This window comes from Rhodanobacter sp. Soil772 (assembly GCF_001428385.1).
Lineage (GTDB): Bacteria > Pseudomonadota > Gammaproteobacteria > Xanthomonadales > Rhodanobacteraceae > Rhodanobacter.
Genome location: NZ_LMSK01000002.1, coordinates 537,455 through 563,015 on the forward strand (window position 1 = coordinate 537,455; position 25,561 = coordinate 563,015).

Sequence of the window (25,561 nt, forward strand, 5' to 3'; positions counted from 1 at the left end):
ATCGCCGCGGTTCAGCCCGCGGCGATCATGACGCTCAGCGGCCGGTGAACAGCCGGGTCAAGCGGCGGAACAGACCCGGCTTTTTCGGATGAGCGTGTTCGACGGCCTTGCCCGAAGTCACCGCGACCTGCCGCGACGGCCGGCTGTGCGCCGTGCCGCCGGACTCGGCCGCATTGCGCTCGCGCGGCGGGCGACGCTCGCCGCGCGGTGCGCGATTGCCCTCGGCGACCGCGGCCTGGTGGCCAGTCGTCTCGACGCCATCGGTCGGCGCGCCTTCACGCCGGCGATTGCGCCCGCCACGACGGCGCCGCGGCTTGCGCGTGCCTTCGGCGGCCGTGCCGCCATCCGCGGCCGGGGCCGCGTCGGTCTTGTGCGCGGCCACGGCGACCGGTTGTTCGGTCGCGATGGCCGCGCTGCCATCGGCTGCGGCCGGCCGGCGCTCGCGCGGCGGACGCGTGGCGCCGCGGCTGCTGCCACCGTGCTCGCCACTGCGGCCGGGGCCACCACCATGGCGCGGCTTCTCGCCCGGACGCGGCGCCACCACGTCGCCGAACGCGGCGCTGTCGGCGGCGGCGTTCGCGGCGAATTCGGGATCGACCGCGCGCGGCTTCGGCATCACCAGCAGTTCCGGATCCATCTGCGCGACCGGAATGCTCTGCCCGATATAGGTCTCGATGTCCGGCAGCGACATCGCGTACAGGTCGCAGGCGAAGCTGATCGCGTCGCCCTCAGCACCGAGCCGCGCGGTGCGGCCGATGCGATGCACGTAATCCTCGGCCTCGTGCGGCAGGTCGTAGTTGAAGACGTGGCTGACCGCGGGAATGTGCAGGCCGCGCGCGGCCACGTCGGTGGCCACCAGGATGTCCAGCTGGCCATCCTTGAAACGCTGCAGCAGCTTCTGCCGCTTCAGCTGCGGCACGTCGCCGGAGATCGCGCCGACGCGGCAGCCGTGGCGCTTGACCCGTTCGGTGATGCGCTCGGCGGCGGCCTTGGTGTTGACGAAGATGATGCTGCGCGAAGGCTGGTGCCGGTCGATCAGATTCAGCAGCAGCGGCATCTTCTCTTCCTTGGCCGGGAAGTAGACCAGCTGGTGCACGTGATCGGCGGTGACGTTGTCGCTCTCCACCACCAGCTTCTCGGCCTCGTGCATGTGCTCGTAGGCCAGTTCCAGCACGCGGTGGCTCAGCGTGGCGGAGAACAGCAGCACCTGGCGCTGTTCGCGTGGCGGCAGCTTGCGGAAGATGAAGCGCACGTCCTTGATGAAGCCGAGGTCGAACATGCGGTCGGCCTCGTCGATCACCATCACCTCGACGCTGTTGAGGCTGAAAACCCCCTGCTTGTGGTAGTCGAGCAGGCGGCCGGGGGTGGCGATGATGATGTCGCAGCCGTCCTTCAATTGCTGACGCTGCTTGTCGTAGTCGACGCCGCCGTAGATCAGCGCGCTGCGCAGGCCGGTGTGGCGGCCGATCGCCTTGGCGTCCTTCTCGATCTGGATCGCCAGTTCGCGGGTGGGCGCGATCACCAGTGCGCGCGGGTCGCTGTCCTTGCGCTCGGCCACGGCCGGCGTGGTCAGCAGGCGATTCATCAGCGCGACCAGGAACGCACAGGTCTTGCCGGTGCCGGTCTGCGCCTGGCCGGCGACGTCGCGCCCGGCCAGGGCCGGCGCCAGGGTCATTTCCTGGATCGGCGTGCAGCGGGTGAAGCCGCTGTCGTCCAGGCCCTGCTGCAGCAGCGGATGAAGATCGAAGTTGGTGAAGAAGGTATCGGTGAGTACGGTTTGTGACATATGCGGATGGTTGACCTTGCCTGACGGCGGCGTGATGCGCTGCACTTGGCTCCTGGCGCCGGATGTCGGCGCGAAAGCGGTGCAGGACGGGTGCGCGATGCGCAGCGAAGCGGCTCAATGTCAGGGTCAACAAGATCGCGCCGCGGCTGGCGACGCCGTAGTTGCCGGCGGTCTGACGGGCGGCTGTGCAAGCCGCCCTTGAATCGTGCCCGGAGTTGCGCTGGAATGAGGGCTTGCCGCCCTCCTCCTGCCCAACCCGCGCTTCGTGGGCGCCTGAGTGTAGCCGATGACGGCCCTGCCCGTCGTCACTCCTTGTTTTTCCGCCCCGGTCACCCCATTGTTCTGCACCTGCCAGTTTTGCGCCCCCAGCCACGGAGATCCCCGGTGAGCGACCTGATTACCCATGTGAACGACGACGCCTTCGACGAGCAGGTGCTCAAATCCGAAACCCCGGTGCTGCTGGATTTCTGGGCGGAATGGTGCGGCCCGTGCAAGGCCATCGCGCCGATGCTGGACGAGATCGCCCAGCAGTACGAGGGCAAGCTGCGCATCGTCAAGGTCAACATCGACCAGAACCAGCAGACCCCGCGAGCCTATGGCGTGCGCGGCATCCCGACCCTGATGGTGTTCAAGAACGGCAAGGTCGAGGCGACCCAGATCGGTGCCGTCAGCAAGGGCCAGCTGACCCAGATGATCGACAAGGCCATCTGATCCACCCGTTGCAAACCCGCTGCATGAAGCCGGCCCGGCGCTGCCCGGTCGGCTTGCGAGGCTTTACGCCGATACGCAACGGGTGCTAGATTCAGCGCGTCCGTCGGGACAGTCCTGTCCCCTTGCGCCTTCCGCGCGACGCACACCCTCCCTCCTGTAATTCAACGGCGCCCCGCGAGGATAGCCCGTGTCCGATACCGAAAACAAAATCCCGAACGATGCCAAGGGCGTCGACGCCAGGTCTGTTGTTGAAGACAAGCCCGAGCCGCGTCCCCGCGCGCCGCGTCGCACGGCCGCGGCGATCGCGGCGGCGAACGCCGAGAAGACGGCGGTCGCCGACAAACCCGCGGCTTCGGCGCCAGCACCCGCTCCCGCGGCACCCGCCCCGATGCAGGCCAGCCTGCCGGTGACGCCGGCGGAACCATCGGCACCGCGGCCGGCGCAGGAACCGCGCGACTTCGCGCCCCAGTCCGCGCAGAACCAGGATCAACCGCAAGGTCAGAACCAGGGCCAGGGCCAGGCGCAGAACCCGAATCCAAACCAAGGCCAGAACCCGAACCAGAACGGCGCCGGCCGCGAGGGCCGCGGCCGGCGCCGCCGCAACGAGCGCGGCGGCAACCCGAACCAGCAACAGCAGGGACGCCCGCAGGGCGGCGGTCATCCGCGGCCCAACCCGAACGGCCTGCCGGTGGACGACGACAACGCCGATCCGGGCAGCAACGACCGGGTCATCAACCTCACCGAACTGAAGCGCAAGAACGCGATCCAGCTGCTGGAATTCGCCGAGTCGCTGGGCGTGTACGAAGGCGTCGCCCGCGCGCGCAAGCAGGACGTGATCTTCAACGTGCTCAAGGCGCACGCCCGCTCCGGCGGCGGCATCTGGGCCGAAGGCGTGCTGGAAATCCTGCAGGACGGCTTCGGCTTCCTGCGCTCGGCCGACGAGTCGTACCTGGCCGGCCCCGACGACATCTATGTATCGCCCAGCCAGATTCGCCGCTTCAACCTGCGCACCGGCGACTACATCACCGGCCGCGTGCGCCACCCGAAGGAAGGCGAGCGCTACTTCGCGATGCTGCGCGTCGACGACATCAACGGCGATCCGCCGGAAGCATCGAAGAACAAGATGCTGTTCGAGAACCTCACCCCGCTGTTCCCGCGCAAGTCGTTCAAGCTGGAGCGCGGCAACGGTTCCAGCGAGGACATCACCGGGCGCATCCTCGATCTGATCGCACCGATCGGCAAAGGCCAGCGCGGCCTGATCGTCTCCCAGCCGAAATCCGGCAAAACGATGATGCTGCAGAACGTCGCCCAGGCGATTACCTACAACCATCCCGAAGCGCATCTGATCATGCTGCTGATCGACGAGCGCCCGGAGGAAGTGACCGAGATCGCCCGCACCGTGCGCGCCGAGGTCATTTCCTCGACCTTCGACGAGCCGGCCGTGCGCCACGTGCAGGTTGCCGAGATGGTGATCGAGCGGGCCAAGCGCCTGGTCGAGCACAAGAAGGACGTGGTGATCCTGCTCGACTCGATCACCCGCCTGGCCCGCGCCTACAACACCGTGGTACCGAGCTCCGGCAAGGTGCTCACCGGCGGTGTCGACGCCAACGCGCTGCAGCGGCCGAAGCGCTTCTTCGGTGCCGCCCGCAACGTCGAGGAAGGCGGCAGCCTGACCATCATCGCCACCGCGCTGACCGAAACCGGCAGCAAGATGGACGAGGTGATCTACGAGGAGTTCAAGGGCACCGGCAACATGGAAGTGCATCTGAGCCGGCGCATCTCCGAGAAGCGCGTCTACCCGGCGATCGACATCAACCGCTCCGGCACCCGCCGCGAGGACCTGCTGATCGAGCCGGACATGCTGGCCAAGATCTGGATCCTGCGCAAACTGCTGCACCCGATGGACGAGCTCTCCGCGATGGAGTTCATGCTCGACAAGATGAAGAACACCAAGTCCAACGACGAGTTCTTCAACTCAATGAAGCGTTGAAGGAGCCCGGACTCAAAAGCCGGAAATCCGAAATCTGCCGCTTCATGGTTTCCATCTGAAATTGACGATGTGCAGCGGCTTTTGACGCTGGCCCGCCCGGTGACGCACACGGCGCACCGGGTCGGGTATCGCTCAGTGAGAGTGGGAATCGGCTTTCGCCACCGCCGTCCCTCCAGAGATCGCCAGCGCCCGTGCGGGCAGCTTCTGCCATGCTGCAAACGACGCAGCAGCTCCATTCTGCATCGGCAGCAGGTGTACACGCCCCTGCGCCACCGCCCGCTGCAACTTGCGTGCCGACACATCGTAGGTGATATACGACGTCGTATATGCGGTGGGGCTGCTGCTCAACAGCATCTGCACCTCGCGCACCTGCAGTCCTGACGCCGCGGCGATGGCACGCAATTCGTCCTGGCCACTGTTCTGGGCACAGGCGGCACCCCCCAGCACCACTGCCAGTACGCCGACCATGAGTTTCGTTTGAGTTTGCATGATGTGATCTCCTTGCCACGTGCGCCTGCGGGGCGCCGGCCGCGGAACCTGACAGCTCCTGGTGCCTACCGCTCACATCGCGATGATGTGGATCCGATCGGCATGAGAGGCATCATGAACAGACAAGCTCCACCGATCATGGGGTTGCGCACCCGGTTTTCCCGCCAGCACCTACCTATTTTTCGTGCTCCGTGTCGGGAGCGCGCTCCTGCAGCAGCCAGGGCTCGTCGTGCAACCGCAACAGCAGCTCGACGCGGGTGCTGATACCCAGCTTGGCGTAGATGCCGGCAATGTGGTGCTCCACCGTGCGCGGTGAACGAGACAATCGTTGCGCGATATCCAGGTTGCCATATCCCGCATGCAGCAGTTCGGACACCTGCAACTCACGCCGGGTCAAGCCCAGCGCATTCGTTCGCGCGACACTGTAGCGTCCGCGCCGGGGGTGTGGCAGCGCGGCATCTACACCCAGGTCCCGCGCCATGCCACGCACCCTCGCGAGCAGGGCCTGCGCGTCGAGCGGCTCCAGCAAGCGCAAGGCCTTGGCGCACGCGGCACCGGCATCCGTGCCGCGCACCTGCAGCAGCGCCAGTGCGGCTTCGCACGGCGCGCCCAATTGCAGCCAGGCCTCGGCGGCAGCCAGAGGATCTCCGCGCAATTCGGCCGCCCATGGCTCCGGAACCGGGCGCGTCGGCTGCGTTCGCGCCACAGGCAGCTTCTGCCGCCGCTGAAGCCATACGGCCAGCTCCCCATATTCCCAAAGATCAAGAGAGGCATCGGTCATCGCCTCCAATGCCGCCAGCTGCGCGTCGCACCCGGTCATATCCTGTTCGATCCAGGCAGCTTCGACCAAGGCAAGATGCAGCGGCACCATGCGTTGCGGTTCGGCGGTTGGCAACGCCAGTTGCAGGGCTTCCCGCAACACGTTCACGGCTCCGGGAATGCCCAGCCTCGCCCGCGCCCGGCCCAACACCAACATTGCCGGCAGTCGCTCGATCACGCTCTGCATCGTCATCGCCACGACGTGTCGCGCCACGGACTCGGCTTCGTGCAACCGTCCTTGTGCCAAGCGCAACTGCGCCTGCCACCCCACCAGATAGTTCGTCCAGACGCTCAGATCATGCTGGCGATCGAACGCGATGCCGCCTTCGAGCACGCGCTCGGCCAGCGCAAATTCCTTGAACTGGACTGCATACTCTGCGAGGTTGGTGTAGGCACGCGCGGTCTGCTCGTGATAGCCGTGCATCTGGGCCAGTTGCAGACTTTGCTCGAGTTTGGCGCGCCCGCCGGGATCGAACTCCTCACCGAACAATTGCGCCGCACCGATGTTGTTGAGCGCATGCACGCGCACCTCGACGTCACCCAACCGCTCGGCCAGCGCCAGCGCCCGCTCGCCCCATTCGATCGCCAACCCAAAACGGTCGTGCAACATGTGCAACTGCGAACGCATGCTGTAAGCCATCGCCAACTCGCTGCACGGCGGCAACACCTCCAGCTCGCGCACCGCGGCGTCGGCGTATTCCTCGGCCTGCTTCCCCTCGCCTCGGTACCAATGAAGACGCGACAACCAGCGCAGATTGTGGCCAACCTTTTCGGAGCGCCCGAGGCGACGCCAGATATCGATGGCCTGGTGCCGCGCCGCGATCACCGCATCGCTGATGCGCACGGAGAGGCCCATTTCGTAAGCCCAGTCCTGATAAAGCTGCGCGGCCTCGATATCGCTGGCCTGCGCCACGAATCGAAGGGCCAGCTCAAGGTGCTGCGCCGCCTGTCGATGCGCACCCAACGCGGCAGCTTCAGCGGCAGCGCGCGGTGCCAGCGCCAATACGCGCTGCGCGTCCTCGGCGGCAGCGGCATGGTGCACCAGGCGCGCCAGTGGCACGGGTGCCGATCGCGCACGCCGCTCCAGCAATGCCAGCACGTGCGCGTGCATGTGCCGCTGCTCCTCCGGCGCCAGGTGCACCAGGACCGCCTGCCGCGCCAGCTCGTGCCGAAAAGCCAGCGCACCCGCCGCATCGCGCAACAGAATCCCGCGCGCGATGCAGCGCTCTGTCGCCGCGACGTCTTCGGCACGCAGCGACGCCCATAGCGCATGCTCCACGCTGCCGGGGATCACACTGATCAGGTCAAGCATCCAGTGTTCCTGTGCATCCAACCGCGCCAGTCGTGCCCCCACGGCGTCGCGCACGGTGATGGGCAACGCGTCACCAATGCTATCGGTTTCCGTCAACAACACGTTGACGAAAAATGGGTTGCCGGCAGTGACGCGATAGATCTCGTCGCCGTCACGCCCTGCCTGCCGCGCCAGAGCGCCGACGGCGGACGCGGACAGCGGCATCAAATCGACCCGCACCAGTGTGTTTGCCGGCAGGTCACCCGCCAGCCTGGCGAGTGCAGTATCTGGAGCCACCTCATCGCTGCGCAGACTTAGAATCAGCAACGCCGGCACGGCCGGCAGCCGCCGCCCCAGGTAGCGAACCAGATCCAGGGTGACGTCATCGGCCCAGTGCACGTCTTCGAAAATCAGCACCCTGGCCGGTGCCGCCTTCTGCAGAGCCGCTAGTACCCGGGCGAAGATGCTGGACGGTGTCGCGCCCCGCTCGAGCAGCGCGGGCAATTCGGGATCCAGTGCCGCCGCCATATCCTGCAGTGGCCCCAGTGGACGTGGCGTGGACAGCGGTTCGCAGGCACCCCAGAGTATCTGGCGCGCTGCCTCCTGCTGGGTCGAAAACGCCTTCAGCAAGGCAGTCTTGCCGATACCCGCCTCCCCGGCCAGCAGGACCGTGCAGCCACATCCACAGTCAGCCCGCGACGCGATCTCGCCAAGCATGCGTAACTGGTCTTCACGCTCAAGCAACATCGTCGAATGTCTCCCGACAACGCGCCCCCGCTGTCAGAGCATACGCCCGCATGAGCCGGCCATGCGTAGGCTGAAGGCCCGCCACCTCCCGGGCAAGATCAGGTTCCGCGGCCTGCCGTGAAGTCGGTTCGTCAGAATCCGGAACCTGCAGCATGCGACGGACGAACTGAGCACAATGGAGTTCATGCCCGACAAGATGAAGAACACCAAGTCCAACGACGAGTTCTTCAATTCGATGAAGCGCTGAGAAGCCGGGAATCGGGAATCGGGAATCGGGAATCGGGAATCGGAAGAGCGTAAAGCACGACTGACCTGCCCCTCTCCCCCAAGCAACGCTTAGGGGAGAGGGTTGGGGTGCGGGGGACGCTTTTCACCCCTGAGCACATCACCGCCCCTCTGCTTTTTCGACCTCCACAACAAGGCTGGCATGTGCCGACCTTGTTGCTTTCGCGCACTTGCGAAAACTTCCCTGCTAGCCTGCAACGATGGTTGGCTCAGGGAGAACATCCACATGCTGCCTCGCATAGCTCTGCTGGTCGCTGGATTTCTGCTAGCGGGCACCGCCAAGGGCGTTGAAAAACCTCACCCCCCGCTGACCCTCATTTGCCCAGCTCAGACCGCCCTGGCGCGCACGCTCGCCGTTCACGATGCCTTCGATGCGCCACCCGCCATCAACGCGCTTATTGTCAATGTGATCGACGGCAAGTTGGCGCAGGTGCGCCAACAACTGGATGCTATGGATACCGCGGACGCTGCCCGTTGGCGGCAATCCGCCCTGGTCATCGCGGCTTACGCCAGAAATCCCGCAATGGTGGCTGGCCTGCTGGACGGAGGTGCCCTGGTCGATGGTCAGGGAGCGCTGCCCGGCCTCAAGCGCAAGATCCGGGATGAGCTCATGGCAGAAGTGAAGAAGGATCCCAAATGGGCTACCGTCGACCCAGCTCCAAAGACAGCACGTGAACTGGATGCTGTTTTCCTGTTCGACGGCCGACTCGACGGCCCCGCGGCCACCATCTCCGCGCAGTGCGGCGACCTGGCGACACTCGACGTCGCGCTGGATCACCACGCCAACCTGAAGGCACGAATACCGCACAGCAACGATGTCATGGTCATGGCGGTGATCGCTGATGACCCGGCCATCGTCAAACGTCTGCTCGATAACGGCGCCGATCTCACGAACGCACTAAACGACTCCTCCGACGGACTGATTACTGCCATCGTTGATGGCAACGCCGCCATGGTGACGCTCTTGCTGGATCATGGCGCCGACCCCTGTGTCGAATATCGAAGCCGCCAGCAACAGCTCGACGCGTACCTGACCAAGCATCATAAGCAAAAGAGGACGTTGCCCACCGACGCCGAGGTTGGTCGCCGCCAGAAGCTGCCCGATGCTCTGGTCGCCCGACTGAGCTGCCCTGAACTTGACAAGGCCAGCGCTTCTCGCCTTTGACAACAGCTCCCGGACACCCGTTCGGCGATTCGACTAACAGGCGTCACGCCGCCATCTGTACCGCCACGTACAATTATTTCTCGTCAACCCCTTTTCGTGGCTCCGCGGCGCCTCCATAGTCAGAGCCTCACCCAGCGAGGCTTTGCCCGTGTCCATACCCAGTGCCGTCAAGAGCACCCCGATCCAGGGCCGCCAGCAGCTTGCCGACTACCTCGCCGCCGGCGAGAAGCCGCGCGAGGCGTGGCGCATCGGCACCGAGCACGAGAAGTTCGGCTTTCTTACCGACAGTCTGCGCCCGCCCACCTTCGAGGGGGAGCGCGGCATCAAGCTGCTGCTGGAAACCATCGCCACCCGCTACGGCTGGGACGTGGCGCGCGAAGGCGAGAATCCGGTGGCGCTGTCGCGCGACAAGGCCTCGATCACACTGGAGCCGGCCGGCCAGCTGGAGTTGTCCGGCGCGCCGCTGGAAACCATCCACCAGACCTGCTGCGAGGTGAACTCGCACCTGGAGGAAGTGCGCTCGGTCGCCGACGGCATGGGCCTGGGCTTCCTCGGCATGGGTTTCCAGCCGAAGTGGCGCCGCGACGAGATGCCGTGGATGCCCAAGGGCCGCTACAAGATCATGCGCGAGTACATGCCCAAGGTCGGTTCGCTCGGCCTGGACATGATGACGCGCACCTGCACCGTGCAAGTAAACCTGGATTTCTCGTCCGAAGCGGACATGATCAGGAAGTTCCGCGTCGGCCTGGCGCTGCAGCCGATCGCCACCGCGCTGTTCGCCGATTCGCCGTTCACCGAAGGACGTCCAAACGGCTATCTGTCGTACCGCTCGCACATCTGGACCGACACCGACCCGGACCGCACCGGCATGCTCGACTTCGTGTTCACCGACGGCTTCGGCTACGAGCGCTACGTCGACTACATCCTCGACGTGCCGATGTACTTCAGCTACCAGGACGGCCGCTACATCGACCTGGCCGGGCAGGACTTCAAGCGCTTCCTGGCCGGCGAGTTGCCGATGCTGCCGGGCACCCACGCCACCATGAAGGACTTCGCCGACCACCTCACCACCGCCTTCCCCGAAGTACGCCTGAAGCAGTATCTGGAGATGCGCGGCGCCGACGGTGGCCCGTGGAACCGGCTGTGCGCGCTGCCCGCGTTCTGGGTCGGCCTGCTCTACGACCAGCAGGCGCTGGACGCCGCGTGGGACCTGGTCAAGGACTTCACCCGCGAGGAACGCCACGCGCTGCGCGACGGCGTGCCGAAGCACGCGCTGAAGTTGCCGTTCCGCAACGGCAGCGTGCGCGACCTCGCCGAGGAAGCGTTGAAGATCGCCGGCCACGGCCTCAAGCGGCGCGCCCGTCTCAACCGCAACGGCGCCGACGAGAGTATCTTCCTCGAACCGATGATCGAGATCGTGCAAGCCAACCAGACCCCAGCCGAACGCAAGCTGGAACTGTTCCACGGCGCGTGGAACGGCAGCGTCGATCCGGTGTTTCGCGAGTTCGCGTACTGAGAACGGTCAGGGCGCAGCCGTTTCCACCAACGACCACGCTACCGACTCGCCGGCGCGCATGGGCTTGCAGGTAGATCCGGCCAGCGGGTACTCGTCCGGCACGATCCACGACGTGCGTTCGAGCGCGATGCGATCCTGGTTGCGCGGCAGACGATAGAAATCCGGGCCATGGAAGCTGGCAAACGCTTCCAGCCGATCCAGCCGGCCCGCCTGCTCGAACGCCTCGGCATACAGTTCCAGCGCCGCATGCGCCGTATAGAGCCCCGCACACCCGCAGGCCGATTCCTTCGCTTCGCGCGGATGCGGCGCGCTGTCCGTGCCGAGGAAGAAATGCGGGTTGCCACTGGTGGCCGCCTGCAGCAGGGCGGCGCGATGCGTTTCGCGCTTCAGGATCGGAGCACAGTAGTTGTGCGGACGGATGCCACCCTCGAACAGCGCATTGCGGTTGAGCAGCAGATGATGCGCGGTGATGGTGGCCGCCAGGTTGGCCGGGGCGCGGCTGACGAAGTCGACCGCATCGCGGGTGGTGATGTGCTCCAGCACCATGCGCAAACCCGGAAACCGGGCCTGCAGCGGCATCAGGTGGCGCTCGATGAAAACGCGTTCGCGATCGAAGATGTCGATGTCCGGATCGGTGACCTCGCCATGCAGCAACAGAGGCAGTTCGTGCCGCTCCATCGCTTCGAGCACGGGATACACCCGCGAAAGTTCGCGCACTCCCGAGTCGGAATTGGTGGTGGCGCCCGCCGGGTAATACTTCACCGCAAACACGCTGTCGCTCGCCTTGGCACGCGCGATCTCCTCGACCGGCGTGTTCTCGGTAAGGTACAGCGTCATCAACGGCTGAAAGTGGGAATTCGCTGGCAGGCTCGCCAGAATCCTCCGGCGATAGTCCTCGGCCTGCGCCACCGTCGTCACCGGCGGCTTCAGGTTCGGCATCACGATGGCACGCGCAAAGCGCTGCGCGGTGTGGCCGATCACCGAGGCCAGCGCATCGCCATCGCGAAGATGCAGATGCCAGTCGTCGGGGCGGGTGATTTCAAGACGCGTGGGGGTCATGGCTGGCGAACTCGGGGCAGATCAGGGCAAAGGGCCGCAGGAAGGCCGGGCCTGTTGGCGTGAAAGGACGGGACTCGCATCGCCGTCACGGGATCACTCACCGCGCAACCACCGCGCCGCATCCACCGCGTAATAAGTGAGGATCGCATCGGCACCGGCCCGCTTGAACGCGGTGAGCGACTCCAGCACCACCGCCTTCTCGTCCAGCCATCCATTCTGCGACGCTGCCTTCAGCATCGCGTACTCGCCGCTGACCTGGTAAACGAAGGTCGGCGCGCCGAAGGTGTCCTTGACCCGGCGCAGCACGTCGAGGTACGGCATGCCGGGTTTCACCATCACCACGTCGGCGCCTTCGAGCAGGTCCAGTTCGATCTCGCGCAGTGCCTCGTCGCTGTTGCCGACGTCCATCTGGTAGGTGTGCTTGTTGCCCTTGCCGAGGTTCGCCGACGAACCGACCGCATCGCGGAACGGGCCGTAGAACGCCGAGGCGTATTTCGCCGAATAGGCGAGGATGCGGGTGTGGATGTGGCCGGCTTCTTCCAGCGCGTCGCGGATGGAACCGATGCGGCCGTCCATCATGTCCGACGGCGCCACGAAATCCATGCCGGCTTCGGCCTGCGCCAGCGACATCCTGATCAGCGCTTCGACGGTGGGCTCGTTCATCACGTAGCCGTCGTCGTCGATCAGGCCGTCCTGGCCGTGGGTGGTGTACGGGTCCAGCGCCACGTCGCCGATCAGGCCCAGCTCGGGATACTTCGCCTTCAGCGCGCGGGTGGCGCGGTGCATCAGGTTGTCGGGATTCCAGGCCTCGGCGGCATCGAGCGATTTCACGTCGGCGCCGGGCGACGGGAACAGCGCCAGCGCCGGAATGCCCAGGCGCACGCATTCGCCGGCCAGCTTCAGCAGTTCGTCGATCGACAGCCGATCCACGCCCGGCATCGACGGCACCGCTTCGCGCCGGCCTTCGCCCTCGATCACGAACGCGACCATGATCAGATCGCTCGGCAGCAAGGTGTGCTCGCGCATCAGCGCGCGAGAGAAGGCGTCGCGGCGCATGCGGCGCATGCGGGTGGCGGGAAAGCTCATGGCGGAACCTCGTGGGCGATATCGGGACATTTTACGCCGCTGCGTGCCGCACCCGTCGCTGCCGGGCACTTTGCCACGGTTTGGCATCAGTCCGCCCGGCGGATACCGCGGCACATTCCGCGCCGTACGGTCAGCAAAACACTGGACTAACCGCCGTGACGTCGGCAGGCTTGGCGCTTCACGTCGTCAGGAAGTTACATGAGCCAGTCCAGCAGCGCCCCCACCTTGCTCGTCGATCTCGGTGGCACCAACGTCCGTTTCGGGGTGGCCGATCCTGCACGCGACAAACCTCTGCTCGACGACAGCATCCGGCGCTACCGCGTGGCCGAGCACGACTCGCTGGTCTCGACCGCGAAGCAGTATCTCGCCGACACCGGCCTGGAAGTGCGCCGCGCGATCGTAGCCGCCGCCGGGCGCATCGTCGACGGCGAGACGGTCAAGGTCACCAACAATCCGTGGGCGATCTCGGCGCACCAGACGGCCAGCGCGCTCGGCCTGGAGTACGTGCACCTGGTCAACGATTTCGCGGCGCAGAGCATGGCGGTGACCTTGCTGCAGGGCGACAACCTGGTCACCGTGGGCAAGCAGGCGCGGCCGGTCATCGGCGCCGAGGCCGAGCAGACCTTTGCCATCGTCGGGCCGGGCACCGGCCTGGGCGTCGGCGGCCTGCTCGTGCGCGGCGGCCATTGCAGCGTGCTGCAGACCGAGGGCGGCCACGCCGGCTTCGCCGCGCACTCGCCGGAGGACATCGCCATCCTCGACTACCTCAACCACAAGTACGGGCGTGTCTCCAACGAGCGGCTGATCTGCGGCCAGGGCCTGGTGAACCTGTACGACGCGATCTGCCACATGGTCGGCGCCCAGCCCGAGGACCTCAAGCCGGAAGACATCACCGCCCGCGCCAAGGACGACAGTTGCCCGCTGTGCATCCGCACCGTGGAAACCTTCGCCGGCATCTTCGGCAGCGTCGCCGGCGACCTCGTGCTCACGCTCGGCGCCTGGAACGGCGTCTACCTCACCGGCGGCCTGATCCCGATCCTGCTGCCGTGGCTGGAACGCGGCCGCTTCCGCGAACGCTTCGAAGCCAAGGGCCGCTTCCGCGACATCATGGAAAAAGTGCCGACCCAGGCGATCATGAATCCCGAGCCCGGTCTGCTCGGCGCGGCGGCGCTGGCAGTCGTGGAATCGGGGCGGTCGTTGTTGCCACGCGGCTGACCACGGAGAACCGCCATGCCCCGCCACGACACCGCCTTCCTGTTCGACCTCGACGGCACCCTGATCGACAGCGTGTACCAGCACGTGCTGGCGTGGAAAGAAGCGCTGGATCGCGAAGGCGTGGAATTGTCGGTGTGGCGCATCCACCGCAAGATCGGCATGAGCGGCGGCCTGTTCGCCAACATCCTGCTGCGCGAGACCGGGCTGGAGATCACCGCGGACCGCCTCGACCGCCTGCGCCAATGGCATGCCGAGGCGTTCAACCGGCAGCATGCGCAGGGCTCGGTGCGGCCGCTGCCCGGCGCGCGCGAACTGCTGGCCCATCTCGACGAACAGAACATCCCGTGGGCGATCGCCACCAGCGGGCGGATGGAAACCGCCGCGCCCAACCTGGAGGCGCTCGGCGTCGACCCGTCGAAGGTGCCGGTGGTGACGCGCGACCAGGTGCGCCACGCCAAGCCCGACCCGGACCTGTTCCTGGCTGCCGCCGCGCAGCTGGGCGTAGACATCCAGCAGTCGCTGGTGATCGGCGACAGCGTGTGGGACATGCTCGCCGCGCAGCGTGCCCGCGCGCTCGGCGTGGGCCTGCTCTCGGGCGGCTACGGCCACGCCGAGCTGCAGCAGTCCGGCGCGTTCCGCGTGTACGACGACCCGGCCGACCTGCTGCGGCATATCGACGAGATCGCGGCGCGCGACTGAGCGGACGGCCGGCCCTGCTGAACCGCGCCGCCGCGCATCATGAAAAATTAATCACCCGTGCACGCGCACGCAGTAGGCTCCCGCTCAGCCACCCACGGAGCCGTCCATGCGCCGCCTCGTCGCCAGCCTGCCGCTCGCCCTGCTGCTCGCCGCGTGCTCGCCCTCGCCGGCACCGCCGCAATCCGGTGCCAGCCGATCCGCGCCGGCAAACGCCGCGCTCGGTTCCCCCGAATGGTATGCGTGGGTCGATCGATCGCTGAGCATCAGCGACGACGGCCACGGCCCGGACCACGGCTCGGACGAATGGAACCGCGCGGTGCAGAACAAGCTGGGCCAGGAAGCGCCGCAGTCGAAACCCGGTTCGCCGGAATGGCAGCAGTCGGTGGACGCGCTGCTGCGCACGCGCCTGCCGCCGTCGACCTGAGCGCCGTGAAAAAAACCGCCCGCCTGCGGCGGTCGCCCTGCCTACCGACCGGTTGACGTTCCATGCCAGACTGTTCGGGCCGGCCCTGATGTGAGGCGGCATGGCTCGGGGGGAGTTCATGTATATCGGCTGGGCGCTGGCGGGACTGGTGTTGTTCATGGTCGTCGGCACGATCGACGGCTCGGGTTCCGGCAGCCACCTGTACGGCATGCTGACCGGCGTGCTGCTGGGCCTGATCTGGGCGCGCCAGAAAAATCTGCGCAGCGAACTGGACAAGACCCGCGCACTGCTCGATCGGGCGCTGGCGCAACGCGTCGCGACGCCGACACAGGCGCGGCCTTCCGAACAACCGCCGACTGCCGCGCCGGCAGCGAAGCTGCAGGAAACCCGCTACGACGCCGCGTATTCCGACGCGCCGACGCCAGTCGCGCCGCCGCCGCTGACGCACCCCATCCCAAGCGCCACGCCGCGACCACGCGCCGCCACCCCGGCGCGCCCGGACCAACCCGCGCAGCCGGACCTGGTAACCGCGGCGATAGCGCGCATCAAGAGCTGGTTTACCGAAGGCAACGTGCCGGTGAAGATCGGCATGCTGGTGTTGTTCGCCGGCGTGGCGGCCTTGTTGAAATACGCCGCGGACGCCGGGATGCTGCGCGTGCCGATCGGCCTGCGCCTGAGCCTGGTGGCGCTGGCGGCGATCATCGCGCTGCTGGTGGGCTGGCGTCAGCGCGATGGGCGGCGGGTGTTTGCGCTGTCGCTGCAAGGTGGCGCGATCGGCGTGCTGCTGATCACCGTGTTTGCCGCGTTCCGCCTGTACGCGTTGCTGCCGCCGGCGGCGGCGTTTGCGCTGCTGGTGGTGCTGGTCGCCGGTGTCGGCTTGCTGGCGGTGTTGCAGGAAGCGCTCGCGCTGGTGGTGCTCGGCCTGCTCGCCGGCTTCCTCGCGCCGATCCTCACCTCCACCGGCCATGGCAGTCACGTCGCGCTGTTCAGCTATTACGCCGTGCTCAACCTGGCCATTCTCGGCATCGCGTGGAAGCGCTCGTGGCGGGTGCTCAACCTGCTCGGTTTCGTGGCCACGTTCGGCATCGGCAGCGCCTGGGGCGTGCTGCAGTACCGACCGGAACTGTTCGCCAGCACCGAACCCTTCCTGATCCTGAATTTCCTGTTCTATCTGGCGATCCCACTGCTGTACCTGCACCGCGCCGCGCCGGAGCAACGCAAGCTGATCGACGGTTGCCTGCTGTTCGGCAACCCACTGATCAGCCTGTTGCTGCAGGCGGCCCTGCTGCAATGGCGCGGCCAGCCGCTGGCGTTTTCCGCGCTGGCGGCGGCGGTCATCTACGTGGCGGTGGCGTGGAGCATCCGCGGGCGCAGCCACTTCGGGATCCTGCGTGACGCCTGGGCCGTGCTGGCCATCGCGTTCGCCACCTTGGCGGTGCCGCTGGCGCTGAGCGCCAGTCTGACCGGCAGCATTTTTGCGCTGGAAGGCGCCGGCCTGATCTGGCTCGGCCTGCGTCAGCAGCGCCGGCTGGCGCGCTGGGGCGGCGTGGCCTTGCAGCTGGCGGCGGCGGTGGCGTTGGTGATCGGGCGCAGCGACAGCGCGCCGATGCTCGCCACGGCGTGGCTCGATCGTGACTTCATCGGCGCCCTGATCCTGGTCGCCGCGGCGTTCGCCAGCGCGGCGTTCTATGCGCGGCTGGGCACGGACGCCGTACTGCAGCGCTGGACCGCGGTGCTGCTGTACGGGTGGGGGCTGTGCTGGTGGCTGGGCGCCAGTTGGAACGAAATCAGCCGCCACGTCGGCACATCGGGCGAAGCCGCGGCGGCGATGGGCCTGTTCGCGCTTACCGGTTGGGCCGCCGCCGAAGCGGCGCAGCGACGGCCGCGCTTCGAGCTGGGTACCGTGGTGGCGTGGACGGCGCCGATCCTGCTCGCCGCGATCCTGCCGCTGGTGCTGCGGCAGCTTCTCGATGGGCAGCCACCGTTGTGGGGCTGGAATCTGCTGGCGACCCTGTCCGCGGCAGCGCTGGGCTGGCGCACGCTGCAGTGTCTGCGCAGCTGGCCGCTGCCGGCCATGCTGGCCCAGCTGGGCTGGCTGTGGCGCTGGGCCCTGGTGGCCAGCGCCACGATCAAGGTGCTGCTGCAGGGCACGCCGGGGATATCCGGTGCCTGGATGCTGCTGCTGGTCATGCTGCCGCTGTGCGCGCTGGCGGCGCTGGCGCTGGCCCGGCCGCAGTGGATCGCGCCGCCGCTGGTCGAACTGCTGCCGAAGCTGCGCCCGCCCTTGCTCGGCTCGGTACTGTTCGTGCTGGGCCTGTACTGGCTGGCCGGGTTGTTCATGGCCGGCGACACCGCGCCGATGACGTATCTGCCGCTGCTCAATCCCCTGGAGTTGCTGCTGATCGTCATCAGCCTGCTGTTCGCACGCTGGCTGGGCGATGGCGCGATGGCGGCGACACTGCGCCGGGGCCGGCCGATGGTGCTGGGCGTTCTCGGCATGGCCGTGGTCACCAGTGCCACGTTGCGCGCCGTGCACCAGCTCGGTCACGTACCGTGGAACGGCGCCCTGTTCGATTCGAGCCTGGCGCAGATGTCGCTCACCGTGGTCTGGAGCGTGTTCGGCCTGCTGGCCTGGGTGTGGGGTTCGCGGCGCGGCCAGCGGCTGGTCTGGCTGGCCGGCGCGGTGACCATGGGTGTGGTGCTGGCCAAGTTGCTGCTGATCGATCGCAGTCATCTGGGCAACCTGTTCGGGATTGCCTCGTTCATTGCCTACGGCCTGCTGTGCACGGTCATCGGCTATCTGGCACCGGCGCCGCCGCGCCGGCCATCGACGTCCACCGGGGAGGCCGCCGATGCGCCTTGACGCCTGGTTGCCGAAGCGGCGCGCATGGCTGCTGTGCCTGCTGCTGCCGCTCACGGCCGGCGCCGGCACGCCAGCCGACTACGCCTATCGCTACGCGCTGGATACCGCGGGCAGCAGCGCGGCCTGGCGGGTCGAGCTGACGCCGGCGGTGTACGCCGCGTCCACGCCCGCAGCCAACCTGCGCGATCTGGTGGTGGTCAATGCGCAGGGCCAGGAGGTGCCGTTTGCGCCCCTGCCCGCGGCGCCGCCGCGGTCGCATCCGTTTGCGCTGCGCGCGACCCTGCTGCCGCTGCCGTCCGGCAGTGCAGCCAACGGCACCGGCGTGCGCGTGCAGCGCAACAGCAACGGCGACATCGTGATCGAGCAGCCGGGAATGCCATCGGCATCGACCCGGCCAGGCCAATGGCTGGTCGACGCCCATCGCCAGGTGAGCCTGGATCGCATCGAGATCGACCCGGCCGCCCTGCCGGTCGACGCGCGCTTCCATCTCTCGGTGCAGGCCAGCAACGATCTGCAGGCATGGAGCGAGCGCAGCCTGGACATCGAAATCGTCAGCGTGAAACGCGGCGGGGACGCGGTGGAACAGCACACGATCGCGCTGAACGGCGGCGGCCCGGCGCGCTACTACCGGCTGAGCCTTCGCCAGAACGATGTCGCGCCATGGGACAGCGCGCAGACGCCGCAGGTGGAACTTCGCGGCAGCTATGCCGACCCGCTCGCCGAACGCATGGCAGCACGCCACTGGCTGACCTTGCCGGCCGCGCCGGCGGCGCCCGTCACCGCCGGCGGCGCCGATTACGACTACGCCCTGCCCGCCGCCTTGCCGGTGGAAGCGGTGCGGGTCGTGCTCGGCGGCGACAACACGGTGGCGCGATTCAGCCTGCTCGACCACGACGAGGGCAACGGGCGGATGCTGGCCACGATCACCGCGGTGCGCATCGGCACAGGCACGGGCGAAGACCCGGCCACTCTATTCGCGACGACGCGCGTGCAACACCTGCGCCTGCACACCGACACGCCGCTGTCCCAGCCGCCGTCGCTGCAGGTGGCATGGCAGCCGGATGTGTTCGTGTTCCTGGCCGAAGGCAGCGGCCCGTACAGCCTGCTCGCCGGCAGCCATGCCGCACGGCGCGGCGACTATCCACTGGAGGCCGCGCTGGAGCGACTGCGTCCGCGCGACGCCGGCGCCAACTGGCAACCGCCGCTGGCCACGCTGGGTGCGGTCAGCGACGCCGGAGGCGCAGCGGCCCTGCTCGCGCCAAAGGCGCCGTTCGACTGGACCCGCCTGCTGCTGTGGCTGGTGTTGATCGGCGGCGCGCTGGCCGTGGCCGGCATGGCGTGGAGCTTGCTGCGACAGTCGCGGCGCGAGGACGATACGCACTGATCGCCGATGGCGACGACGCACTTCCGCACGCGATCCCTCCGCCATGAATCAGGCCGCGGAAATCAGGCCGGCGCCAGCAGCGAGTCGAGATCGACCTGGTCGAAGCTGAGCTTCTCGCGACTGCCGCCGCCTTCGAGCACCGCGGCGGCCAGTTCGGCCTTGCGCTCCTTCAGCTCCTCGATGCGCTCTTCCACCGTGCCCGAGGTGATCAGGCGAAACACGAACACCGGCTTGTCCTGGCCGATGCGGTGCGCGCGATCGCTGGCCTGCGCCTCGGCGGCGGGATTCCACCACGGGTCGTAGTGGATCACGGTGTCGGCCGCGGTGAGGTTCAGGCCGACGCCGCCGGCTTTCAGCGACAGCAGGAACAGCGGCACCTCGCCGTTCTGGAAGCGCTGCACCGGCTCGGCGCGGTCGCGGGTGTCGCCGGTCAAGGTGACATAGCGGATGCGGCGGCGATCCAGCTCGGTCGCGATCAGTTTCAGCATGCCGGTGAACTGCGAGAACAGCAGCACCTTGCGACCCTCGTCGAGCAGCGCCGGCAGCATGTCCATCAGCAGCTCGAACTTCGCCGATTCGTGCACGCCGCGCGCGGCTTCCAGTTTCACCAGCCGCGGGTCGCAGCAGACCTGGCGCAATTTCAGCAGCGCGTCCAGCACCACGATGCCGGAGTGCGCGATGCCGCGCTGGGCGATCACCTCGCGCAGCTCTTCGGCCAGCGACAGGCGCAGGCCTTCGTAGAGTTCGCGCTGGCGCCCTTCCAGCACCACCCGGCGGGTGATCTCGGTTTTCGGCGGCAACTCCTTCGCCACCTGTGCCTTGGTCCGGCGCAGGATGAACGGCGCGAGCCGCAGATTCAGCCGCTGCTGGCATTCCTCATCGTGCTGCTTCTCGATCGGCACGCGGTAGTAGCGGCGGAACGCGCCCTCGTCGCCGAGCAGGCCGGGCACCGCCAGGTCGATCTGCGACCACAGCTCGCCCAGGTGGTTTTCCAGCGGCGTGCCGGTCAGGCAGACGTAGCGCGGCGTGCGCAGGCTGAGCAGCGCGCGGCGCGCCTGCGTGCGCGGGTTCTTCACTTGCTGCGCCTCGTCCAGCACGATCAGCGCGAACGGCTGCTTGCGCAACGCGACGACGTCGCGCGGCAGCAGCGCGTAGCTGGTCAGCACGATGTCCTGCGCGCCCAGCTGGGCGAATTCCTCGGCGCGCTGCGGCCCGTGCAGGGTCAAGACGTGCAGCATCGGCGCGAAGCGCGCGATCTCCGACTGCCAGTTCGGGATCAGGCTGGTCGGCACCACGATCAGCGCCGGCTGGGTCAGCGCACCGCCCTGTTTCAGCGACAACAGATGAGTGATCAGCTGCAGCGTCTTGCCCAGGCCCATGTCGTCGGCGAGCACGCCGCCGACGCCAGCCTCGGCCAGCGCGTTCAGCCAGCGCAGGCCTTCGCGCTGGTACGGCCGCATCTCCACCGTGAGGCCTTCGGGCACCGCATCGCTGGCGCGCTCGGCCGCGTCGCGCAGGCGCGCGGCGAAGCCGAGCAGCGGCTCGGCCGCTTCCAACCTGCTGCCGCCAGGCATCGCCGCAACCAACTCCTCCAGACGGCCGGCCTGCACGCGCGGTAGATGCAGTTTCTGGCGCGGCTTCTCCAGGTATTCGGCCAGCGGCGCCAGCAGCCCGCGCAGCTCCTTCAGACGCACCGGCACGCGCCGACGCGCATCGACCGGCGCGTACCACACCGCGTCTTCCGGCTCGTTCGGCGCCGGGCTGAGGTTCAACTGATGCTCGGCCAGCGCCTGCGCCACCGCGGGCAGCAGGTTGTGCCGCTGGCCGTCCAGCTCGATGCCGATTTCCAGGTCGAAGGCGTGATCGTCGGAGTCTTCCACCGCCTGGCCGTACCAGCGCACCGGGCCTTCCAGCACTTCGAACGGGAAGCTCGGCGCGTACTCGACCTGGAAGTTTTCCACCTCAAGCTTGGGCCGCAACGCCAGCCAGCGCGCCGGCGTGTTGACCTCCAGCGCGCCGGCATAGCCGGTGCCGGGAAACAGCCAGGCGTCGTCGGGCAGGGTTTCCGCCACGTCCCACGGCAGGCCTTCGGTATCCACGCCCGGGGTGAGTCCGGCGCGTTCGAGTTGCTCCATCGCGCTGAGTTCCTCGGCGCGGCGGCGGATGATCTCGACCAGCTGGCCGTTGCGCACGCGCCGCACCAGCGGCTCGCCGCCGCGGCCGGGCAGGCGTTCGCCGGCATAGTCGAAGGCGAGTCGCGCGTAGCCGAGCGGTGGCGTGCCGGCGGCCAGCCGGGCATGCCGGGTCAGCGCATGCAGGGTCAGCACCGGCTTCGGCGCCAGTTCCGAGCGGCGCACCTCGCCGAACACCAGCGGCAACGGCACCCGCGTGGCCAGCCGGCTGCCCGCCAGGCGGTTGCGCAGGCGGCGGCCGTGCTCGTGTTTCAGCGGCGGCAGTTCCAGCCAGCGGGTTTCTTCGGTCGCGGCGTCGAAACGGCCCACGGTGGCGCGCTCGGCATCGAGGTACCACAGCCCGTCGATGCGCAGCAGGCGCTGGTTGTTCGGCAGCACCGGCAGCAGGCGCTGGCTGCCGTCCGGCTCCATCTGCCAGTGCCAGTTGAGCTGGTGCGACTTGCCGCGCGACAACCGCAAGCCGGCCAGACCGCCGAGGAAGCACGGCGCGGTATCCAGGACCTCGGCCAGCAGGGTATCGCCGACGTGGCCGCCAAGGCGCGCATAGCTGCGACCCTTGCGCACGCTCTGCGGCAATCCCAGCATGGTCGCGGCCAGACGTTGTTCATGCGGCTGCAGCGGCGACTGCGCCAGATGCCGGCTGTCCAGCGGCGCCGGTCGCGCGTAGCGGCCATGCTCGACCACCGCCAGCAGCACCGGCGCCACATCCAGCCGGGCGAACGCGGCGCCTTCTTCCGGCATCACTTCCAGAAAGAAACCGAGCACGCCGTGATCGTCGGCCACAGCCGGCTTCGGCGCAGCCAGCAGCCGTCGCCATGCCTGCGGCAGGGCTTCGTCTTCGCCGGCAGGCGCGGCGGCGGCTTGCTGTTTTTCGTCCGGTTGCTGCATGCGCATGCGATCCGTTGCGACGACCAAAACATTGAGCTTAGCAGCGCAGGGGCAGGATGCGACCGTCGCAAGCGCAGCCGGGCCAGAGCGACCCGGATGCGCAACGAATGGTTCAGGCGTTGCCGAACAGGCCTTGCGGATATTCCGGCTTCTGCTCGCGCGCCATCAGCGCCTTGAGCCCTTCCACGGGCGTGACCTCGCCGTGCAGCACGGCGCGCACGCCGGCGCTGATCGGCAGATCCAGGCCGTGCTTGTCGGCCAGCCGCGCCACCTCGTCGGCGGTGAGGATGCTTTCCACCACCTGGCCGATCCGGCGCACCGCCTCGTCGATCGCCACGCCCTGGCCCAGCGCCAGGCCAAGCCGGCGGTTGCGCGAAAGGTCGCCGGTGCAGGTCAGCACCAGGTCGCCGAGGCCGGACAGGCCGATCAGCGTTTCCGGCCGCGCGCCCAGCGCCACGCCCAGGCGCAGCATTTCGTTCATACCGCGGGTGATCAGGCCGGCGCGGGCGTTCAAGCCCAGCTGCATGCCGTCGGCGATGCCGGTGGCGACCGCCAGCACGTTCTTCATCGCGCCACCGAGTTCGGCGCCGAGCACGTCGCCGCCGGAGTACGCGCGCAGGTTCGGCGCGTGCAGCAGCGTAGCCAGCTGCTGCGCGAATGCCGCGTCGTCCGAGTGCACGGTAACCGCACTGGGCAGGCCGGCGGCGACTTCCTTGGCGAACGACGGGCCGGTGACCACCGCCGCGGGATGACCGGGCAGCCGTTCGGCCACCAGTTCGTGCAGGAAGCGGCCGGTGCCCGGCTCAAAGCCCTTGGTCGCCCAGGCGATCGCGGTGCCCGCGTCGAGCAGCGGCGCCAGCTCGGCCAGCATCGCCGCGAACGCGTGACTGGGCACCACGATCAGCACGATGCCGGCACCACGCACGGCGCGGGCCAGGTCGCCTTCGTAGGCCAGCTCCGCGGGCAGCTCGATGTCGGGCAGGTAACGCTGGTTGCAACGGCTCGCCGCCAGCGCCGCCAGCGCCTCGCGGTCGCGCCCCCACAACGTGGTCGGCACGCCGTTACGCGCACTCAACGCCGCCAGCGCCGTACCCCAGGAGCCGGCGCCGAGGACGGTCAGCTTCGGGTTTTCAGCCATGGACACGGCTCAGCTGTTGAGCGTGGCCGGGGCGTCGTCGCCACCCATCGCGCGACGCTGCTGCTCGGCGAACAGCGCATCGAAGTTGATCGGCTGCAGCAGGAACGGCGGGAAGCCGCCTTCCAGCACCAGCGAGGAGATCACCTGGCGGGCATACGGGAACAGCAGGTTCGGGCAGTAGCTGCCGATGATGCCGGCGTGGTCCATCTCGTTGAAACCGGCGATGCCGAACAGGCCGGCCTGCTCCACTTCCGCCAGGTAGGCGGTGCGCTGGCCGATCGTGCAGGTCAGGGTGAGGCTGAGTACCACTTCGTACAGGTCGTTGCCGAGGTCGGTGGCCTTCTGGCCCAGGTTCAGCTGCACCTGCGGCTGATCCTTCTCGTCGATTTCATGGAAGATCTGCGGCGCATTCGGCGCCTCGAAGGACACGTCCTTCACGTAGATCTTCTGCATCACCAGCTGCGGCTGACTGGCCTGGCCGTTGGCCTGGTCGTTGGTGATCTCTTGTGCCATCGGGAGTTCCTCGGGTCTGGGTCGTGTGTATAAAAGAGACCGATTGTTCCATACATCCCCGCGGCGCGCACGCCGAAAGACAGCCACGGAACCCGGGAAGATTGCGCATAGCCTTGTTTTTCTGCGAGAATACGCGGCTCGCCTCTGTCGACCCGGTGCTTCCGGGCGGTCCGCCACGCGGTACGGACCTCACGATCATGCGTTGCGACAACTCCAGCATCGCGTGGCGCATGGCGCCGCTGGGCCGATCACACCCTGGCCAACGGGTGTCAAAAAAGTTTACGGAGGTCGTCATGGCCCGTGTATGTCAAGTCACCGGTAAGGGTGTGCAGAGCGGCAACAACGTCTCGCACGCCAACAACCGTACCCGTCGCCGCTGGTTGCCGAACCTGCATGAGCGTCGCTTCTGGGTTCCCAGCGAGAATCGCTGGATCAAGCTGCGCGTTTCCAACAACGCCCTGCGCACGATCGACAAGAATGGCATCGAGGCCGTGATTGCCGAGATGCGCGCCCGCGGCGACAAGGTCTGAGGATTGAGCCATGGCTAACAAATCACAAGACAAGATCCGCATGATCTCCTCGGCCGGCACCGGCCACTTCTACACCACGCAGAAGAACAAGAAGAACACGCCGGAAAAGTTCGAGTTCAAGAAGTACGATCCGGTCGTGCGCAAACACGTGATCTACAAGGAAGGCAAGATCAAGTGACGTTCTGACCCACTCGCGCCTTGCGCGAGTGGCGCTGTCAGAACGTCATCCCTGCGAAAGCAGGGATCGCTGTTGCTCCTGCAACAGTGCAACGGCGACACCGATGCCTCAAAGAAAACCCGCCCACGTGGCGGGTTTTCTTTTGCTCGAATGCTTGCCCGGCCTGCCGCCATCCCCGCATCATCGAGCCATGACCTCCCTCGCCCTGTTCCCCGATCTGCTCGGCGACGACGCCTGGCGCTCGTTGCCCGCCGCCGTGCAGGCGATGCACGGAGCCGCACCAATGCTGCGTGCGCACGGCCTGGCCGATGTCGTCGGCGCCGACCACTTCATGGCGCGCTGCCTGCGCCGCCAACGCTTCGGCCAGTCCGGCCGCGGCCACGTCGAGTGCGGCCAGCTGTACCGACGGATCGCCCAGGCTTTCGCGCAGCGTCGCCAGGCTGGCCAGCTGCCGGCCGGCAAGCGTCAGGCGAAAGCGCGGATCGCCGGCCAGCTGGCGGGCAACGCGCGAACCGAATACGCCGCTGGCACCGATCAGCAATACGCGCAGGCTCATCCACTTCCCCAGCCATCGAACTCTCTCAAAAACAAAA

General features: G+C 67.5%; 20 protein-coding genes. 11 read left to right on the forward strand and 9 right to left on the reverse strand.

All coding sequences use genetic code 11. From position 1 onward, the window contains the following. Positions 1-34: 34 nt before the first annotated feature. Entirely contained in the window at positions 35-1,786 is a 1,752-nt protein-coding gene (rhlB, locus tag ASG75_RS09090; protein ID WP_056389227.1) for an ATP-dependent RNA helicase RhlB, read from the reverse strand. 384 nt (positions 1,787-2,170) lie between these two features. On the opposite strand from rhlB, the gene trxA reads away from it, so the two are divergent. Together trxA and rho are read left to right on the forward strand one after the other, a co-directional pair. After that, positions 2,171-2,497: a thioredoxin TrxA gene (trxA, locus tag ASG75_RS09095; RefSeq protein ID WP_056388135.1), complete on the forward strand. Its 327-nt coding sequence runs from the start codon at positions 2,171-2,173 to the stop codon at positions 2,495-2,497. Between the two features lie 187 nt (positions 2,498-2,684). Next, positions 2,685-4,487 carry a transcription termination factor Rho gene (gene rho / locus ASG75_RS09100; RefSeq protein WP_056388137.1) on the forward strand — a complete coding sequence of 601 codons (1,803 nt, stop codon included), beginning with the start codon at positions 2,685-2,687 and terminating at the stop codon, positions 4,485-4,487. 132 nt (positions 4,488-4,619) lie between these two features. Here rho and ASG75_RS09105 read toward each other — a convergent pair whose 3' ends face one another. Both ASG75_RS09105 and ASG75_RS09110 read right to left on the reverse strand, forming a co-directional pair. Further along, positions 4,620-4,976, reverse strand: a complete 357-nt coding sequence (locus ASG75_RS09105; RefSeq protein ID WP_157616922.1) for a hypothetical protein — start codon at positions 4,974-4,976, stop codon at positions 4,620-4,622. Positions 4,977-5,151: 175 nt separating this feature from the next. Beyond that, positions 5,152-7,833 carry a LuxR family transcriptional regulator gene (locus ASG75_RS09110; RefSeq protein ID WP_056388140.1) on the reverse strand — a complete coding sequence of 894 codons (2,682 nt, stop codon included), beginning with the start codon at positions 7,831-7,833 and terminating at the stop codon, positions 5,152-5,154. 511 nt (positions 7,834-8,344) lie between these two features. On the opposite strand from ASG75_RS09110, the gene ASG75_RS09120 reads away from it, so the two are divergent. Continuing rightward, entirely contained in the window at positions 8,345-9,283 is a 939-nt protein-coding gene (locus ASG75_RS09120) for an ankyrin repeat domain-containing protein (protein WP_056388144.1), read from the forward strand. Between the two features lie 148 nt (positions 9,284-9,431). Continuing rightward, positions 9,432-10,799 carry a glutamate--cysteine ligase gene (locus tag ASG75_RS09125; RefSeq protein WP_056388147.1) on the forward strand — a complete coding sequence of 456 codons (1,368 nt, stop codon included), beginning with the start codon at positions 9,432-9,434 and terminating at the stop codon, positions 10,797-10,799. A 6-nt stretch (positions 10,800-10,805) separates the two neighbouring features. On the opposite strand, the gene pyrC is transcribed toward ASG75_RS09125, so the two are convergent. Both pyrC and hemB read right to left on the reverse strand, forming a co-directional pair. Next, entirely contained in the window at positions 10,806-11,858 is a 1,053-nt protein-coding gene (gene pyrC, locus ASG75_RS09130; protein WP_056388148.1) for a dihydroorotase, read from the reverse strand. Positions 11,859-11,951: 93 nt separating this feature from the next. Then, entirely contained in the window at positions 11,952-12,944 is a 993-nt protein-coding gene (gene hemB / locus ASG75_RS09135) for a porphobilinogen synthase (RefSeq protein ID WP_056388150.1), read from the reverse strand. 198 nt (positions 12,945-13,142) lie between these two features. On the opposite strand from hemB, the gene glk reads away from it, so the two are divergent. The 5 genes from glk (at position 13,143) to ASG75_RS09160 (ending at position 19,529) form a co-directional block, all read left to right on the forward strand. Beyond that, positions 13,143-14,159 (forward strand): glucokinase, encoded by a 1,017-nt coding sequence (gene glk / locus ASG75_RS09140; protein ID WP_056388153.1) that lies wholly within the window; start codon positions 13,143-13,145, stop codon positions 14,157-14,159. Between the two features lie 15 nt (positions 14,160-14,174). Beyond that, complete coding sequence (locus ASG75_RS09145; RefSeq protein WP_056388155.1) at positions 14,175-14,858, forward strand: HAD family hydrolase; 684 nt, start codon at positions 14,175-14,177, stop codon at positions 14,856-14,858. Between the two features lie 106 nt (positions 14,859-14,964). Further along, positions 14,965-15,282 (forward strand): hypothetical protein, encoded by a 318-nt coding sequence (locus tag ASG75_RS09150; RefSeq protein ID WP_056388157.1) that lies wholly within the window; start codon positions 14,965-14,967, stop codon positions 15,280-15,282. 118 nt (positions 15,283-15,400) lie between these two features. Next, positions 15,401-18,145 (forward strand): DUF2339 domain-containing protein, encoded by a 2,745-nt coding sequence (locus tag ASG75_RS09155; protein WP_235580179.1) that lies wholly within the window; start codon positions 15,401-15,403, stop codon positions 18,143-18,145. Continuing rightward, positions 18,135-19,529, forward strand: a complete 1,395-nt coding sequence (locus tag ASG75_RS09160) for a DUF3999 family protein (RefSeq protein WP_056388158.1) — start codon at positions 18,135-18,137, stop codon at positions 19,527-19,529. Before ASG75_RS09155 ends, ASG75_RS09160 begins: the two co-directional genes overlap by 11 nt. A gap of 62 nt (positions 19,530-19,591) precedes the next feature. On the opposite strand, the gene ASG75_RS09165 is transcribed toward ASG75_RS09160, so the two are convergent. The 3 genes from ASG75_RS09165 to secB form a co-directional block, all read right to left on the reverse strand. Continuing rightward, entirely contained in the window at positions 19,592-22,609 is a 3,018-nt protein-coding gene (locus ASG75_RS09165; protein WP_056389233.1) for a DEAD/DEAH box helicase, read from the reverse strand. Positions 22,610-22,721: 112 nt separating this feature from the next. Further along, the gene (locus tag ASG75_RS09170) at positions 22,722-23,747 is read right to left on the reverse strand and encodes an NAD(P)H-dependent glycerol-3-phosphate dehydrogenase (RefSeq protein WP_056388160.1); all 1,026 of its coding nucleotides are present in this window, start codon (positions 23,745-23,747) and stop codon (positions 22,722-22,724) included. Between the two features lie 9 nt (positions 23,748-23,756). Beyond that, positions 23,757-24,260, reverse strand: a complete 504-nt coding sequence (gene secB, locus ASG75_RS09175; protein ID WP_056388161.1) for a protein-export chaperone SecB — start codon at positions 24,258-24,260, stop codon at positions 23,757-23,759. Between the two features lie 293 nt (positions 24,261-24,553). Here secB and rpmB point away from each other — a divergent pair, with 293 nt between their 5' ends. Together rpmB and rpmG are read left to right on the forward strand one after the other, a co-directional pair. Further along, positions 24,554-24,790, forward strand: coding sequence for a 50S ribosomal protein L28 (gene rpmB / locus ASG75_RS09180; protein ID WP_056388163.1), 237 nt, complete (start codon positions 24,554-24,556; stop codon positions 24,788-24,790). A 10-nt stretch (positions 24,791-24,800) separates the two neighbouring features. After that, a complete protein-coding gene (gene rpmG, locus ASG75_RS09185; protein ID WP_007513765.1) occupies positions 24,801-24,968 on the forward strand; it encodes a 50S ribosomal protein L33 in 168 nt (55 codons plus the stop codon). Positions 24,969-25,005: 37 nt separating this feature from the next. Here rpmG and ASG75_RS16665 read toward each other — a convergent pair whose 3' ends face one another. After that, complete coding sequence (locus tag ASG75_RS16665) at positions 25,006-25,524, reverse strand: hypothetical protein (protein ID WP_235580180.1); 519 nt, start codon at positions 25,522-25,524, stop codon at positions 25,006-25,008. Positions 25,525-25,561: the final 37 nt, after the last annotated feature.